Below are 16,558 nucleotides of genomic sequence, written 5' to 3' on the forward strand. Positions count from 1 at the left end.
ATAATCCGCAAAAACGCGGTGAATATGTCCCTATACGCGCTGCGTTTTCATCCCTGAAAACGAAGTTTTGCTACTTATTCATACGATATTTATTGACTGGCTCCATTAACCAGAATTGAGGTTAAACTAACTTAACCACCTTCGATGAAGGTGGTTAACATTACAGAACTATTTGGAAAATAGTTACTTTTTATAAAGGGAAGGCTCGCCTTCGGGTCGGGTTTTAAAGCGTCGATGTAGCCACATATATTGCTCAGGGGCGGTTAATACCATTTTCTCTATTTGTTGATTAATGGTAGCGGCATCGGCAATGTCATCACCTGTAGGGTAGTTTTCTAGCGGCGCTTTAAAAATCATTTTGTAGCCTTGGCCATGACTTAAGCGCTGAGCAAATGAGGGGATCACCACGGTATCTTTGGTTTTAGCTAGGCTTGCGGTGCCTGTCACTGTGGCCGCCTTTTCTACGGCAAAAAAGGGCACAAAGGCGCAGCGGCGTCGGCCGTAGTCATGATCGGGGGCATACCAAATAACTTCGCCTTGGCGCAGCGCTCGAACCATGCCGCGAAAGTCACTGCGATCCAGCAAGTTTTTCAACGCTCGGGTACGGCCCCAGTAAAACCAGTAATCTTGCAAGGGATTATTATGTTTACGGTAAATGCCGATACCGGGATGCACCATGCCGCCAATGCGACCATTCATCTCTAACGTTAAAAAATGAGCGCCAATCAAAATGACTCCTTTGCCGCTATTTAGGGCTGAGAATAAATGCTCTTGCCCTTCCACCACAAAGTGACGACGCACGCGCCAATCGGGCCAAAACCAAGCCATGCAAATCTCAAATAACGCGATACCTGTGTTTTCAAAGTTTTTTACTAACAGCGCATTACGCTCTTGCTCAGGCATATCTGGAAAACAAAGCTCAAGGTTGCGTTTAGCTACCTTGTATCTTGATTTCATCAGTTTCATGGCAAGCCGGCCTAACTGCTTGCCTAGCCAAAGTTGAAGACGATAGGGGAGTAGTGAGATTAGAAACATGGCGGCAATGCCTAGCCATACGCCCCAGTATTTAGGGTGGGCAAATTGCGAAGTCAGTTGCGGTTGGCTCATATTCATTCTTTATAATTGGTAACTTAGGCAGCAGTTTAACTAATTTTTGGTTATATACCCAATCAACTTGAAGCTGCCTGTTTCAGAGCGCCGGTTGGCTTGCAAATATGATAAGGCATAGAAAATGCGAACAAGCTAGCGAGTATCGAGTGCAAGTTCCTGTCTTGCCTATGTTACACTGAGGCCAGCTAACACAATGAGACTAGATATGAAAATTACGCTTCCTGATTTTGATAATGCCAATGTATTGGTTGTCGGCGATGTGATGCTAGATCGCTACTGGCACGGCCCAACTGAGCGTGTTTCGCCTGAAGCACCTGTGCCTATTGTTAAGGTTAAACAAATTGAAGACCGTCCGGGTGGCGCGGCAAACGTGGCTTTGAACGTGGCTGCTCTTGGTGGCAAGGCAAAATTAATTGGTTTAACCGGCCAAGATGAAGCGGCTGATATTTTGGCTAAACAGTTAGCCAGTATGCACATAGCAACGGATTTCGCGCGTCAAGCTGAGCGACCAACCATCACAAAGCTTAGGGTATTAAGCCGCCATCAGCAGCTGATCCGATTAGATTTTGAAGAGTCATTTTTAGCCGATGACAGTCAGGCATTAGTTGAGCGGGTAGCGGCTAATATGGATTATGCACCCGTGGTGGTGTTTTCAGATTATGCTAAGGGGGCACTAACGGATGTCGCGCAAATGATTGCCCTTGCTAAAAGCCAAGGCATGAAAATCTTGATCGACCCGAAAGGGAATGATTTTGAAAAATACCGCGGCGCTGACTTATTGACTCCTAACTTCGGTGAATTTGAAGCGGTAGCGGGGCCTTGTCACAGCGAAGAGCAAATTATTGAAAAAGCGCTTGAAATGCTTACTAAATATGATCTTGCAGCATTACTAATCACGCGTAGTGAGCATGGCATGACGCTGGTACAAGCTGACAAGACCACCTTACATTTACCCGCGAAAGCAAAAGAAGTGTTTGATGTTACGGGAGCGGGCGATACGGTCGTTTCTGTATTAGCGGCTGCGTTGTCTGCGGGAGCGGATTTAGCAACCTCTTGTACCTTAGCTAATGCTGCTGCGGGTGTGGTTGTTGGTAAGTTAGGTACATCAACCGTGAGCTTAGTTGAACTTGCCAATGCCGTACATAGCCAACAAGAGCTTGGATTTGGTGTGGTCGGTCCTGCGGCGTTGAAATTAGCGGTAGCGGCGGCCAAAAGTCGCGGTGAAACGGTTGTAATGACGAACGGCTGCTTTGATATTTTACATGCGGGCCATGTCTCATATTTAAACAGTGCTAGAGAGTTAGGTCATCGTTTGATTGTGGCAGTGAATACCGATGCCTCGGTACGCGCATTAAAAGGCGAGGGGCGTCCGGTGAATTCGGTAGAGCGCAGGATGGCGGTACTGGCTGGGCTAGGTGCAGTCGATTGGGTGGTGCCATTTAGTGAAGATACGCCACAGCAGTTAATTGCCGATATTTTGCCAGATATTTTGGTCAAAGGTGGTGATTATACCGTTGAGCAAATAGCGGGTGGTGCAGAAGTGTTAGCCAATGGTGGCGAGGTAAAAGTGCTGCAGTTTGAAGACGGTTGCTCCACCACTGAAATTATTAAAACCATCCGAAACGAGCGAAGCTAACAGCCACTGCCGATTCATTTGGGCTACTTCAGATAATAAAAAACCCACACTAGGTGGGTTTTTTTCGCGGTCGAGTTAGCTTATTGTTGCGCTGAACTTGGAGGCGTTAAGCCGGCATTAATGCTGACGATATCTGCTTCAGATAAATCACCGGCAGCATATTTTAGGTTAAGCATACTTAAGATGTAGTCGTAACGAGCGTTAGACAGTTGATCTTTTGATTGATACAGCTGACGGGTCGCATCCAGTACGTCTACTATGGTACGTGTACCTACCTCAAAGCCTGCTTCGGTTGCTTTTAGCGCACTTTCAGAAGAAACCACGGTTTGCTCGTAAGCTTGAATGGTACTAATCGACGCGCCTACGTTGTTATAGTTACTGCGGATCTCGGTTTGGATGTTGCGGTAAATTCGCTCCAACTCTTCACTGGCTGCGACATAGCTAAACTGAGCTTGCTTAACTCTAGAGTCAATTGCACCACCGGTGTAAAGTGGCATGCTCAAATTAACCCCAACGGTACCATTGCTAAATGTACCATCACTTGGGTTAAAGCTATTTTTGTAGTTTGCGTTGTTCACACCCGCACCCGCCACAAATTCAATTTGTGGTAGGTGACCAGTTTCTGCTAAGTCAATTTGAGTTTTAGCTATGTCTTTAGCAATACGCTGGGTGTGCAATTGTAAGTTTTGATTTTCTGCCTTGTCCAACCACATATTTGAACGGCCATCGGGTTGAATTGGGTCGAATCGCTCGATATTTAGCTCATCAATTTCGCGAACCTCCACGCCAGTAAGTTCACGTAGTGTTTCGTAGCTGTTAGTCAGCGTATTACGAGCTTGGATTTCATTGGCTAAGGTTCTATCGTGTTCGGCTTGGGCTTCATGAACATCGGTGATGGCTGTTAAACCCACTTCAAAGCGTTGCTTGGTTTGCTCTAACTGACGAGCCACGGCGCGTTTGTTAGCTTCTACCGTTGATAAGGCATCTTTAGCTCTAAGTACATTAAAGTAAGCTTGAGCGGTACGCAAAATGAGTTGCTGCGCTTGATCGGCATAAATGGTGTCAGCTTGAGTGGCGGCTTTTTCTGTCAGTGATAAGTTAGTCCAATAGTCTTGACGGTATAGCGCCTGACTTAATTGTACTTGGCCGCCTAGATCACTTTTGGTACCCGCGTCGTCTTTGTTGGTTTTGGTATATTGCGCGTTTAGAGCAAGGCCAATTTGAGGTAATAAACTGGCGCGGCTTTCAGTAATTTTTTCAAATGCGGCATCGCGATTGGCCAGGGCTTGAAGAATGAGCGGATCTTTTGTTTTAGCTTGCTCATAAATTTGTTGTAGGTCATCGGCAAGGGCTAAGCTACTCAGGCTTGTTAAGCCGATTAAAGTAGCCACACTGAGCAAAGTTCGTTTCATTTCAACTATTCCTATTTATATCTGAGATTATTAAACAGCTATGCGTAGTCGTATCTATGGGTTAAGGTTTTATTAATGCCGCATTTTAGCATTAAGATTACGTACTACTAAGAGTATTCGATAGAGATTTTATTGTTAACAATATCAAGCTTTTCGGGATTAAGAAAATCATGAGTGAAAATAATCTGAAAAAAATAATGTTTAATCGTAGTGATGTTGAGGTCATAGGCAAAAAAAGTTTATATCAAGGCTTTTTTCAAGCGAATGCTTATCGTTTTAAACACAGGTTATTTGCTGGTGGCTGGAGCGGTGAAATAGAACGAGAAGTTTTTGAGCGCGGCCACGCTGCTGCCGTGTTATTATTTGACTTAACGCGAGACGAACTAGTGCTAGTGGAGCAGTTTCGTTTTGGTGCCATGGCAACCAGTGAACATCCTTGGTTGTTAGAAATGGTGGCAGGAATTATTGAACCCGGCGAAGAAGCAGAGCAAGTGGTTAGGCGTGAAGCGGTGGAAGAAGCCGGCGTTACGCTGGGACGAATGATGCCCATGCTCAGCTATTTAGCCAGCCCGGGTGGTTCGACCGAAAAGCTGGATCTGTTTTTAGCTGAAGTCGATGCGAGCCAAGCAAGTGGTATTCATGGTTTGGCTGATGAAGGTGAAGACATTCGGGTGCAAGTTATTTCCCGAGAGCAGGCCATGGCGCTGTTAGAACAAGGTGAAATAAATAATGCGGCAACGGTTATTGCGCTGCAATGGTTAGCCTTAAACTTAGCGAAAGTGAAAGCATTATGGGGGTAAAGAGTGGCTGTGGTGACTAAAAAGTATGCACCGGATTTACCTCGCTTTATGCGCTTGTGTGAAACCAACTACATGCAATTGTTAAAACTGTTGCCGAGTCAGTTTTTCGCGCAGCAGGTTTATCGCTTTTCTGCAGGGCAGAACATTGATTATCAAATTGATGTGCTCGAGCAAAGTCGCTACACCAGTTTGTTAAAGGTGCAACAAATGTGTGACAGCCAGCCGGAATTCATGAGGCCTGTGATCCGTGTCCGCTTATATCACGACGCGAGACTGGCGGAAGTGTGTGCTAGCCAGCATATTTTTCATTTGCAGCCGAAATATGATTATCCCAATGATAAAATGCACCACAAGGATGAAAAACTTCAGGTGAATCTGTTTTTGGCAGATTGGCTGAAATTTTGTATTGAACATGGCTATTGCCGACAACAAATATTCAAAGCAAATGACTCAAATTAAAACGCAGTTAGATGTTGATGCCGAAGGTGTGTTAACTTTTTTACAAATTACCGATACACACTTGTTTGCGAAACCCGATGGGGAATTGCTAGGCGTGAACACGCGTGATAGTTTTTTGGCTGTAATGGCAAAGGTGCTCGAGCAAGCTCATCCTATTCAAGGGGTTTTAGCCACGGGCGATATTTCTCAGGATCACACTCCTGAATCTTATAGCTTATTTGCGCAGCATATTAACCAGCTTGGTCAGCCTTGCTTTTGGCTACCCGGAAATCATGATTTTCAACCTGCGATGTTGACTGAGTTTGCCAGTGCGGGCATTTCTGGTGCCAAGCAATTGGTCTCTGAGTATTGGCAAGTGATTTTGCTAGATACGCAAGTACTCGGTGTGCCTCATGGCCGCTTGAGTGAAGAGCAACTCGGTCAGTTACAATCGGCCTTAGATGAATACCCTGATAAGCATGCGTTGGTATTACTACATCATCATGTGCAACCTGCGGGCTGTAAGTGGTTAGATCAGCATGGTTTAAAAAATGCGGATGAATTATTTGTTTTACTTAAACAGTATCCCCAAGTGAAAGCGCTGCTGTGTGGTCATATTCATCAACAGCTGGATCAGCAATTCGAACAACTCAGATTGCTAGCAACGCCTTCGACTTGTATTCAATTTAAGCCTCATTGTGATGATTTTACCTTAGATGAATTGGGCCCCGGTTGGCGTTATCTTGCCTTATTACCTAATGGTGAGATAGACACTAAAGTTTATCGCTTAGCCGATGGCAGTTTTGCCGGTGATGCTAAGGCAACGGGGTATTGATGTTGGCCCCAGTATTAATTTATATCCACGGTTTCCAAAGCTCGCCTTCGTCTTTAAAGGCGCAGCAAATGAAACAATATATTAGCGAGCAGCGCCCTGATATTATTTTTGAATGCCCCCAGATGCCTTGTTTTCCGATGGCAGCATGGCAGTTAATAGAATCCATCGTCGCGCGCTATCCAGAACATAAAATTGGTTTTGTAGGCAGCTCTCTTGGGGGCTACTTAGTGACGAAAGCAAGCCACGAGTTTGGTGGTAATGCGGTGTTGGTTAATCCAGCCGTGCGCCCTTATGACTTGCTCACAGACTATCTAGGTGAGAATATTCATCCCTTTACCAATGAGCACTATACATTAACGTCAGCTCATATGGCTGATTTGAAGTCATTAGAGGTTGAGCCCATCACCGCACCAGAGCGGCTATGGGTGATGCTGCAAACAGGAGATGAGGTGCTTGATTATCAACAAGCATTAGATAAACATCAGCTCAGCAAGATCACCCTTGAGCAAGGCGGAGATCATTCATTTATTGGCTTTGAGCGCTATCTTGGTCACATCCTACGTTTTTTAGAGTTATAACGGAACATTAATGACAAACCAATACAACTCCGATGCCATTGAAGTTTTAAATGGACTTGAGCCTGTGCGCCGACGCCCTGGCATGTATACCGATACCCAGCGTCCCAACCATTTAGGCCAAGAAGTTATCGATAACAGTGTTGATGAAGCACTTGCTGGACATGCTTCCAGCATTAGCGTCATTTTGCATGAAGACCATTCGCTTGAAGTGATTGATGATGGTCGTGGTATGCCCGTTGATATTCATCCCGAAGAAGGCATTTCTGGGGTGGAATTGATTTTTTGTAAGTTGCATGCCGGGGGGAAATTCTCTGGCAAAAACTACCAGTTTTCTGGTGGTTTACACGGCGTAGGTATTTCGGTAGTGAATGCGCTATCGCGTCGGGTTGAAGTGGCTATTCGCCGTGATGGTCAGGTCTATGAAATTGCGTTTGAAAATGGCAACAAAGTGGAAGAGCTAACCGTGACGGGCACCTGTGGTAAACGTAACACAGGTACTCGAGTGCATTTTTGGCCAGACACGAGTTACTTCGATTCAGGTAAGTTTTCAGCTTCACGATTACGCCATAACCTCAAAGCCAAAGCGGTGTTATGCCCCGGCTTAAGCATTAAGTTTAAAGATAAAGTTAATAAGCAAGAAGATGAGTGGTGTTACCAAGACGGTTTAACAGATTACTTGACCGAAGCGGTTAAAGAGTGGCCTAGCTTACCTGAGACTCCATTTATTGGTGCCTTTTCTGCCAACACGGAAGCCGCAGATTGGGCGGTTTGTTGGTTGCCTGAAGGGGGCGACTTAATTACCGAAAGCTATGTTAACTTGATCCCAACCGCTCAAGGCGGCACGCATGTGAATGGTTTACGCCAAGGGTTATTGGAAGCCATGCGTGAGTTTTGTGAATTTCGTAATTTGGTACCGCGTGGAGTAAAACTGACGGCTGATGATATTTGGGACCGCTGTGCCTATATCTTATCGGTGAAGGTGCAAGATCCGCAGTTTGCAGGGCAAACCAAAGAGCGTTTGTCTTCGCGTCAATGCTCGGCTTTTGTTTCTGGCGTAGTCAAAGATGCGTTTAGTCTTTGGTTAAACAGCAACACCGATGTGGCAGAGCTACTTGCCGAAGTCTGTATCAATAATGCGCAGCGCCGTTTACGTCAAAGCAAAAAAGTCGCGCGTAAAAAAGTCACTCAAGGCCCCGCATTACCCGGTAAGTTAACCGATTGCTCAAACCAAGATCCCATGCGCAGCGAATTGTTTTTGGTGGAAGGTGACTCGGCGGGCGGCAGTGCCAAACAAGCTCGCGATCGCGATTTTCAAGCTATCATGCCGTTGCGAGGTAAAATTCTTAACACTTGGGAAGTGGAAGCGGGACAAGTACTGGCTTCACAAGAGGTTCACGACATTTCTGTTGCGATTGGACTCGATCCTGATTCGGCCGATTTATCGGGTTTGCGTTATGGCAAAATTTGTATTTTGGCGGATGCGGACTCCGATGGTTTACACATAGCAACCTTACTTTGTGCGCTATTTGTTCGCCATTTTCGTGCTTTGGTGGACGCAGGGCATGTTTATGTGGCGATGCCGCCTTTGTATCGAATTGATGTTGGTAAAGAGGTTTTTTACGCCCTCGATGAAGATGAGAAAAACGGTATTTTAGATCGCATCGAAGCGGAGAAAAAGCGTGGCAAGGTCAATGTGCAACGCTTTAAAGGCTTAGGTGAAATGAACCCGTTGCAGTTGCGTGAAACAACCATGGATCCCAATACTCGTCGGCTAGTGCAGCTGACGGTTGATGATGCCGAGCAAACCATGCAGATGATGGATATGCTATTAGCCAAAAAGCGCTCTGCCGATCGTCGTGATTGGCTTGAAACTAAGGGTGATATGGCAGCCGCCATTTTTACCGATTAGTCAGCACCATAAAGCGCCATTCAATGGCGCTTTATGTTCTACATTTTTTGTCTTGCTTAGCTATTGCTGAATAAAGTAACTCCTTTTACTGATAACTGCTTAAATCCCAACCACTCTTTCCTATTATTTCAATATATCTTTGTCATTCTGTCTTATTCTGTGAGTTTGTAGCTATGCAAAGCGGGTTGATGTAGCTAGAATTTTCTTAACTTTGTGGCATGCGCCTCGGTGTTTTTTGGTCAACTGTTTAGTCTAGAAACTGAAGTTCATGTTACAACCGATCAGTGAGTCCACTTGATTGGCAAGTTCGTCTTTTTACTTGTCTTGACTTAGGTTGAAAACGAAAAACAGCACAGATATGCAACGCTCTGTATTAGGGATGAGTTTTGAAAAAAAGTTATAGCTTAGGTTTGGGCAGTAAAGTAATGGGAGTCACTTTTCTACTCTTACTGTTCATTTTTTCCGGTTATACCTATTTGAATTTAACCAATCTAGCTAATTTTTTTCAGCTAGAGCGACGCGTTGTATTTAGCTACCAGCAACATCAAATTTCAAGCTATTACGAAGAGTTGTATAGCCGAGTTGATTCGGTTGCCAATCAAATAAAATCGAGCAATCGATTAAAGGCGGTCAGACTGGCTAACAATGTTGAGCTTAAGGACATAGTTAAAGAGGTCAGTGGTCGAAAATCATTGCCAGTAACGGCTTTATTGCTCGTCGACAGTGAAGGGCAGGTCAGTGCAAGTTCGACAGAAATGCAGCTAGACAACAAAACGCGTGCTTGGATTGCAGATCGTCAAGTCGACCAAGGCGAAAATTGGTTTGTGTATTGCCGCAACTCTTGCAATTTATTGGTGCGCAGCGAAACCGAGTTTGGCTTTGGTGAACGTTTAGTGTTTGTATTTCCTTATGAACGCATGATGCCAATAGCGAAATCGGATGTGCGTAGCTTTCAAATTTTGCTAGAAGAAAAATCCAACAAAGAGCTTAAGCTTGTTTTCAGTCGCCGTATTCGCAATTTTGATTTCAACTTACTTTCGCCTTATCTGAATGTGACTAACATTTTGCACGGCCAAAGTGATCTTGATATTAATGGTCGAACTTATGAATTACGTGGCTATGCATTGGCTAATACCAATCTGCAAGGCCAAGCTTATTTATTGATTGTGAATGACATTAGTGAGTTAGCTAACTTACTGCGCAGCGCTACTTATAACAACATTATTTATGGCTTAGGCGCGCTAGTGCTTGCCATTGGCCTGTTGTTATTCTTATTGCGTAAACCGCTGAGACGGATCAAGACCGTTATTCAATCCTTGCCACTTTTAGCCACCTCCCGTCATCATGATTTTCGTCATATCGTGACCGAGCAAGGCAAACAAGAGCAGTTTTCCGATGAGTCGGATGCCTTGGGTGAGGCCAGTATTTCGCTTTCACATCAATTAGAAACCTTGGAAACCCAATTAACTCAACGGGCCAATGAGCTGGAGTGGTTGGTAAATCACGATCCATTAACTGAGCTGCCCAACCGCCGTATGTTTAATACCGAGATTGCCAAACGGTTAAGCAATAATGCACACGGTTGCTTGCTGTTTATGGACTTAGATAATTTTAAGTATGTCAACGATATCAGCGGCCATAAAGCCGGTGACACCATGCTGACGCAAGTGTCGACTACATTAGAGCGGTTACTACCCAGCAATGTGCTCCTTGCTCGTGTCAGCGGCGATGAATTTGCTGTCTTTCTTAATGACATTGATTTGGCCGCCGCCGAAGTGGTGGGGCAGCGGATCTTGCAATTGATTGGTGAGGTCTGTGTCGCTGGGCGTAAGGAAATTCATAAAGCCTCCGCCAGTATAGGTATTGTTGCGTCCCCTGAGCATGGCACGGATATCTCGGAGCTATTATCTAAGGCGGATATTGCGATGTATCAGGCCAAAGATCTCGGTAAGAACCGTTTAGCGATTTACCACAGTGAAAACGTAGGCACTAAGGTTAACAATGATTGGTATTGGCTAGCCAAAGCACAGCGTGCTATTGAAGAGCAACTATTAACGCTTTATTTCCAGCCTTTATTCGATAATGAGCGTGGTGATATTCGCCATTGGGAAGTATTGCTGCGGGTTCGTGATGAGGAAGGTGTGCTTCGCTCTCCTTATCAACTTATTTTAGCGGCAGAGAAAAACGGTTATATCACGCAACTGGATTTGTGGGTGATTAATGCCGCGTTAGATCAGTTACTTCAAAATCAAGAGCGGGGTATTTCACAGCGCTTAGCTATCAACCTTTCGGCAAAATCATTCAGTGATGATGCGGTGATCACCCAGATCAAACATGCCATGGAGCGACGTGGTGTGGCCGGTAGCCAAATTATTTTTGAAATTACTGAAACCGCTGCCCTTTCGAATCTGGTGCAAGCGGTTGAGCACATTAATGTATTGAAAGGATTGGGTTGTGAAATCGCGCTAGATGATTTTGGTGTTGGTTATTCTTCGTTTCATTCGTTAAAATCACTGCCTTTGGATTACATCAAAATTGATGGCTCCTTTGTGAAAGATTGCCCAAAGCGGCCTGATGATCAGGTATTTATCAAAGCGCTGATTAACATTGCCCATAATTTTGGTCATAAAACAGTCGCCGAATTTGTAGAAAATAAAGAAGTTCAAGACATGATGGTGTCATTTGGAGTGGATTATTCCCAAGGCTATTACATAGGTAAGCCGGTACCTCCTGAGCTTGCTTGGCCTGAGCAAGTCAACTAACACCATCTGCTTCTCGCTGTAGATATTATCTAAGGAATACAATATGACAGATGCCGTTGACATGAGTCTAGATGGCGTCGAGCAACTGCCGCTGCGGCAGTTTACCGAACAAGCCTATCTCAACTATTCCATGTACGTCATTATGGATCGCGCTTTACCTCATATAGGCGATGGCCTTAAGCCGGTGCAGCGCCGCATCATCTATGCAATGAGTGAGCTAGGTTTATCGGCCTCGGCCAAGTATAAAAAATCGGCGCGTACGGTAGGTGACGTATTAGGTAAGTATCACCCCCATGGTGATAGTGCCTGTTATGAAGCCATGGTATTGATGGCGCAGCCGTTTTCTTATCGCTATCCATTGGTTGATGGGCAAGGTAACTGGGGTGCACCCGATGATCCTAAATCCTTTGCGGCGATGCGTTATACCGAAGCGAAACTGTCTAAGTTTGCGGAAGTACTATTATCTGAACTTGGTGCAGGAACCTGCGACTGGCTGCCTAACTTTGATGGCACCATGAAAGAGCCCAAAGTGTTACCAGCGCGTTTACCGCATATTATGCTCAACGGCATTACCGGTATTGCGGTGGGCATGGCGACCGACATTCCGCCACATAATGTGCGCGAAGTGACACAAGCTTGTTGTTTGCTGTTGGAAAATCCCAAAGCCGATTTAGATGAGCTGATGGCGTTTGTTAAAGGGCCAGATTATCCTACCGAAGCCGAAATTATTACCCCAAGCCGTGAAATCAAAAAGATTTATGAAACCGGTCGCGGCAGTGTAAAAATGCGCGCTGTGTACAGTTACGAGCAAGGCGAAATCGTAATCAGCGCGCTGCCTCATCAATGCTCTGGCGGCAAGGTGTTAGAGCAAATTGCGGCGCAAATGCAGGCGAAGAAATTGCCTATGGTGGCCGATTTACGTGATGAATCGGATCATGAAAACCCAACCCGTTTAGTCATTGTGCCGCGCTCTAATCGAGTGGATGTTGAGCAACTGATGCAGCACTTGTTTGCCTCCACGGATCTGGAAAAGAATTATCGCATCAACCTAAACATGCTGGGGTTAGACAACCGCCCGCAAGTGAAAGGCTTGAGACAAATCTTAACCGAGTGGCTGAGCTATCGCCGCGAGGTAGTTCGTCGTCGCTTGCAATATCGCCTTGATAAAATATTAGCGCGATTACACATATTAGATGGTTTACTGATTGCCTATCTAAACATTGATGAAGTGATAGAGATCATTCGTAACTTTGATGATCCTAAAGTCGAATTGATGCGCCGCTTTAATCTTTCACAGTTGCAAGCCGAAGCCATTTTAGAAATTAAACTTCGCCAATTGGCTAAGTTAGAAGAAATCAAAATTCGTGGCGAGCAAGATGAGCTAAACCAAGAAAGAGAAAAACTAGAGCTGACCCTTGGCTCTGAGCGACGCATGTCGACCTTGATCAAAAAAGAGCTGCAAGCCGACGCTAAAACTTATGGCGATGATCGCCGCTCGCCAATTATTGAGCGCGAAGAAGCCAGAGCGCTGTCTGAAAAAGAGCTAATGCCAAGTGAAGCGGTGACCGTAGTGTTATCCGAAAAAGGCTGGGTACGCTGTGCCAAGGGCCATGATGTCGATACTCAAGGCTTAAGTTATAAATCGGGTGATTGTCATTTGGCCGATGCCAAAGGTCGCAGTAATCAGCCTTGTGTGTTCTTGGATAGCGAAGGTCGTGCGTTTGCTCTAGAGCCGCATACCTTGCCATCAGCGCGCTCGCAAGGTGAGCCGCTAACGGGGCGCTTTAACCTAAGCCCTGGAGCCCACTTTGTCAGTACCTTAATGGCTAACGACGATGCGCATTACTTAATTTGCTCTGATGCTGGCTATGGTTTTATAGGCCAGTTTAGTGATATGGTCAGCCGCAATAAAAATGGTAAAGCACTGCTGAAGGTGCCAGATGGCGCTAAGGTGATGGTGCCAAGCCCAGTGACAGATTTAGCCACTGATCTGTGCTTGTCTATCACAAACGAAGGTCGGATGTTGGTGTTTCCGGTGGCCAGTTTACCTCAGTTAAGTAAAGGTAAAGGCAATAAGATCATCGGTATTCCAAGTGCGCGCGTGGTTAGCCGAGAAGAGTTTGTAAGCCAAATGGTGATCGTGCCGCAAGGCGCCTATGTCACCTTGTTTGCGGGTAAACGTAAGTTAACCTTAAAACCTAACGATCTTGAACATTACACGGGTGAGCGGGGCCGCCGTGGGAATAAATTGCCGCGTGGATTACAACGAGTCGATAATGTCGTGGTGGAAGTAAACGCACCTGAAGTCGAGTCATCTGAACAATAAGAGGTAAGTATGTTATTAATTTTAAGAGGATTCTTTTTGACCCTCTTTTTTCTTGCGGTGGCTATTTTTGGTTCCTTATGGTCATTATTAAGGCCAAGGAATCCTAAGAACTGTTATCGAATTGCTAATCTTCTAGCTAAGTCTTCGCGCTTTATGGGGATCCATTTGGTTGTTAGGCTGCCTGAAAATGCCAAAGATATTGGCCCTGCGGTGCACATTGCTAATCATCAAAACAACTATGATATGGTTACCTTGACGGCGGCGGTGTTGCCTAATGTAGTGTCCATTGGTAAGAAAAGCCTAATTTGGATCCCATTTTTCGGTCCACTATATTGGTTAACCGGTAATATATTATTAGACCGAGATAACCGAGGTCGAGCGGTCAACACCATCAACACGGTGGCGGATAAAATTAAACAAGGTCATTTATCCGTGATGATGTTTCCAGAAGGGACGCGTAGCCGAGGCCGTGGTTTAATGAAGTTTAAAACAGGTGCATTTCATACCGCTATCCAAGCGGGAGTTCCTATCGTGCCAACAGTGGTTTCCGATACCCATGATCAAGTTAAATGGAATCGTTGGCATAATGGTGAGGTGATAGTTGAAATGCTCGAGCCTATCGATACCACAGGTTATACCAAAGATAATGTACGCGAGCTGATGGCGTTATGTCAGCAGCGTATGGAAGATAAATATCAAGAGCTTAGCGCCGAGGCCCAACGTTATGGCCAAGGTGCGGTTAAAAAGGATCTGGCATGAGCGACTTCGCTGATTTACTTAAAGAGTTTGAACAAGAAACCTTAGATACCATAGAGCAGCTATTGGAAGATGGCAGTGATCCCGATGCCGAATACATGATTGAACATCATGTCGCGTCAACCGATTTTGAAGTGTTAGAAAAGGTTGCCATTGCCTGTTTTAAAAAAGGTTATGAAGTGACCGATCCTGAAGAGGTTGAAGGTGAAGAAGGTGAAACCATTTACAGCTTTGATGTGATCGTTGAAATGGAGCTCTCTCCAGAAGCCATTATGGAAGATGTTGAAGCTATCTTAACTATTTGTGAGTCCTTCGATGTGACTTATGATGGTTGGGGTACTTATTTTGAAGGTGAAGATTAACCACCTCCGCTCTCTGTTGCCAAGATTATCTCGTCAATCTTGGCAACATTCCTTCCGCTGTTAATTTTTTCTGCATCTCATTATTTCTACTGAATTTTAGTTATCTGTTTGTAATATTTGCACTTTGTTAAATAAATAATCCTAATATTAGTGATGATAATTTTATGATTGAGTGACTTCTATAGAGATATGCTAAGACTTTTACTAATCATAGGCTTATGCCTTCCTTTCGAGTTATTAGCAAAGCAGCCATTGATCGTGGCTAATTCGATTGCGTGGAAGCCTTATTCCTACTTAGATGAAGATGGTCAACCTAAAGGGTTACTGATTGATTATTGGCTAGAGTGGGGTCGGGTGAATCAAACCCCGGTTGAATTTTTATTACTTGATTGGCAAGACTCCTTAATGGCAGTTAAAGAGGGGAGAGCTGACGTTCATGCGGGGTTACTTTATTCCGATCAAAGGGCTGAGTTTTTACGTTTTGGTGCACAAATTATCCCGCTTTCAGCGTCATTATTTATTCGTTCTGATCAGGTTGCCGAGGCTGGTCTGCTTATGGAGCAAGGCCAAATACCTCTAGGGGTGGTGAAGGGCGGATTTGAAGCCACTTTTGCCCAGGAGCAATACCCAAACGCAAGGCTATTAGAGTTTAAAAATAATAGCTTGATGCTAGATAAGGCGTTAAATGGTGAGTTGGATGTGTTTATTTCAGACCATCAAGTGGCCAATTTTTATTTGAATTCTCAACTAGACCCAACTTCATTTGTGGCGGTCAAACAGTTATATGTATTACCAATTAGAGCCGCGGTTAGTGGACAAAATTCAGCGTTGCTTGCACAAATCAATGCGGGGATGGCACGGGTTAACCCAGATGAAATAAATCGAATCAAACAAAAATGGATCAATACCGAGAAGGTGCATCCGGTATGGGTCGCTTGGCTCGTACCTATTGCTGCCATCACTTTAACGCTATTCATTATTGCTTATATTTGGCAATTAAAAAGGGCTGTAAAGCAGCGCACCGCGCAATTGACTCAGGCTAATGAAGCCCTTGCATTGGCTGCAAAAAGTGACTATCTGACAGGGTTGCTCAATCGCCGTGCTTTTATGCACGAATTTGCTAAGGTGCTGCAAGATAAAAAGGTCGATCATCTAGCTTTGCTGATGATAGATATAGATAGGTTTAAGGGGATCAATGATCACTTTGGCCATCTTATCGGAGATCAAGCATTAGCTTGGGTTGCCAATATTTTGCAGCAGCACAGTGAGAAAGCGGTATTGGTGACTCGCTTTGGTGGTGAGGAGTTTTGTTTGTTATACACCAACCTTGCGACCATTGAGTTAGGTGGGTTAGCCGAGCGCATACGTGAGGCGATAGCCAATAAGCCGATGCCTTCAAATTTAGGAGATATCAGCCTGTCGGTCAGTATCGGTGGTGCGGTTGCTGATAGATGCGGTGAAGATCTCGAACAAATTCGAGCACTAATACAGCGTGCTGATAAGTGTTTATATCAAGCGAAGAATCAAGGGCGAAACCAAGTTTGCCTAGCTGAAAATGAATTTAATGAAAGCGAAAATAGCACACTATGAGCATAGTTCATTTTTCGCATGAGATTTATTCAATATTTTGGGCT

At 44.8% G+C, this 16,558-nt stretch carries 13 protein-coding genes; 11 read left to right on the forward strand and 2 right to left on the reverse strand.

All coding sequences use genetic code 11. The features are described 5' to 3' along the window. Positions 1-183 precede the first annotated feature (183 nt). Positions 184-1,107, reverse strand: a complete 924-nt coding sequence (gene lpxL / locus ACK8OT_RS13135) for an LpxL/LpxP family Kdo(2)-lipid IV(A) lauroyl/palmitoleoyl acyltransferase (protein WP_410196975.1) — start codon at positions 1,105-1,107, stop codon at positions 184-186. A 208-nt stretch (positions 1,108-1,315) separates the two neighbouring features. Here lpxL and hldE point away from each other — a divergent pair, with 208 nt between their 5' ends. Next, on the forward strand, positions 1,316-2,746 hold the full coding sequence (hldE, locus tag ACK8OT_RS13140; protein ID WP_410196976.1) for a bifunctional D-glycero-beta-D-manno-heptose-7-phosphate kinase/D-glycero-beta-D-manno-heptose 1-phosphate adenylyltransferase HldE: 1,431 nt from the start codon (positions 1,316-1,318) through the stop codon (positions 2,744-2,746). Between the two features lie 80 nt (positions 2,747-2,826). On the opposite strand, the gene tolC is transcribed toward hldE, so the two are convergent. Next, the gene (gene tolC / locus ACK8OT_RS13145; protein WP_410196977.1) at positions 2,827-4,158 is read right to left on the reverse strand and encodes an outer membrane channel protein TolC; all 1,332 of its coding nucleotides are present in this window, start codon (positions 4,156-4,158) and stop codon (positions 2,827-2,829) included. A 170-nt stretch (positions 4,159-4,328) separates the two neighbouring features. Between tolC and nudF the strand changes: the two genes are divergently transcribed. The 10 genes from nudF to ACK8OT_RS13195 all read left to right on the forward strand — a co-directional run bounded on the left by nudF (position 4,329) and on the right by ACK8OT_RS13195 (position 16,514). Continuing rightward, positions 4,329-4,958 (forward strand): ADP-ribose diphosphatase, encoded by a 630-nt coding sequence (gene nudF / locus ACK8OT_RS13150; RefSeq protein ID WP_410196978.1) that lies wholly within the window; start codon positions 4,329-4,331, stop codon positions 4,956-4,958. Between the two features lie 12 nt (positions 4,959-4,970). After that, a complete protein-coding gene (locus tag ACK8OT_RS13155; protein ID WP_410196979.1) occupies positions 4,971-5,417 on the forward strand; it encodes a DUF1249 domain-containing protein in 447 nt (148 codons plus the stop codon). Beyond that, positions 5,404-6,231 (forward strand): 3',5'-cyclic-AMP phosphodiesterase, encoded by an 828-nt coding sequence (cpdA, locus tag ACK8OT_RS13160; RefSeq protein ID WP_410196980.1) that lies wholly within the window; start codon positions 5,404-5,406, stop codon positions 6,229-6,231. The genes ACK8OT_RS13155 and cpdA overlap by 14 nt, the downstream gene beginning before the upstream one ends. Then, positions 6,231-6,809: an esterase YqiA gene (yqiA, locus tag ACK8OT_RS13165; RefSeq protein WP_410196981.1), complete on the forward strand. Its 579-nt coding sequence runs from the start codon at positions 6,231-6,233 to the stop codon at positions 6,807-6,809. The genes cpdA and yqiA overlap by 1 nt, the downstream gene beginning before the upstream one ends. 10 nt (positions 6,810-6,819) lie before the next feature. Continuing rightward, a complete protein-coding gene (parE, locus tag ACK8OT_RS13170) occupies positions 6,820-8,718 on the forward strand; it encodes a DNA topoisomerase IV subunit B (protein WP_410196982.1) in 1,899 nt (632 codons plus the stop codon). Positions 8,719-9,104: 386 nt separating this feature from the next. Beyond that, a complete protein-coding gene (locus ACK8OT_RS13175) occupies positions 9,105-11,480 on the forward strand; it encodes a putative bifunctional diguanylate cyclase/phosphodiesterase (protein WP_410196983.1) in 2,376 nt (791 codons plus the stop codon). A 43-nt stretch (positions 11,481-11,523) separates the two neighbouring features. Then, complete coding sequence (parC, locus tag ACK8OT_RS13180) at positions 11,524-13,806, forward strand: DNA topoisomerase IV subunit A (protein ID WP_410196984.1); 2,283 nt, start codon at positions 11,524-11,526, stop codon at positions 13,804-13,806. A 9-nt stretch (positions 13,807-13,815) separates the two neighbouring features. Then, positions 13,816-14,565 (forward strand): 1-acylglycerol-3-phosphate O-acyltransferase, encoded by a 750-nt coding sequence (locus ACK8OT_RS13185; RefSeq protein WP_410196985.1) that lies wholly within the window; start codon positions 13,816-13,818, stop codon positions 14,563-14,565. Next, a complete protein-coding gene (rraB, locus tag ACK8OT_RS13190; RefSeq protein WP_410196986.1) occupies positions 14,562-14,924 on the forward strand; it encodes a ribonuclease E inhibitor RraB in 363 nt (120 codons plus the stop codon). The genes ACK8OT_RS13185 and rraB overlap by 4 nt, the downstream gene beginning before the upstream one ends. A gap of 258 nt (positions 14,925-15,182) precedes the next feature. Beyond that, entirely contained in the window at positions 15,183-16,514 is a 1,332-nt protein-coding gene (locus ACK8OT_RS13195; RefSeq protein WP_410196987.1) for a transporter substrate-binding domain-containing diguanylate cyclase, read from the forward strand. Positions 16,515-16,558 lie beyond the last annotated feature (44 nt).

Origin of the sequence: Motilimonas thetidivivens (assembly GCF_046452435.1) — a bacterium.
GTDB lineage: Bacteria > Pseudomonadota > Gammaproteobacteria > Enterobacterales > CBDFNC01 > Motilimonas.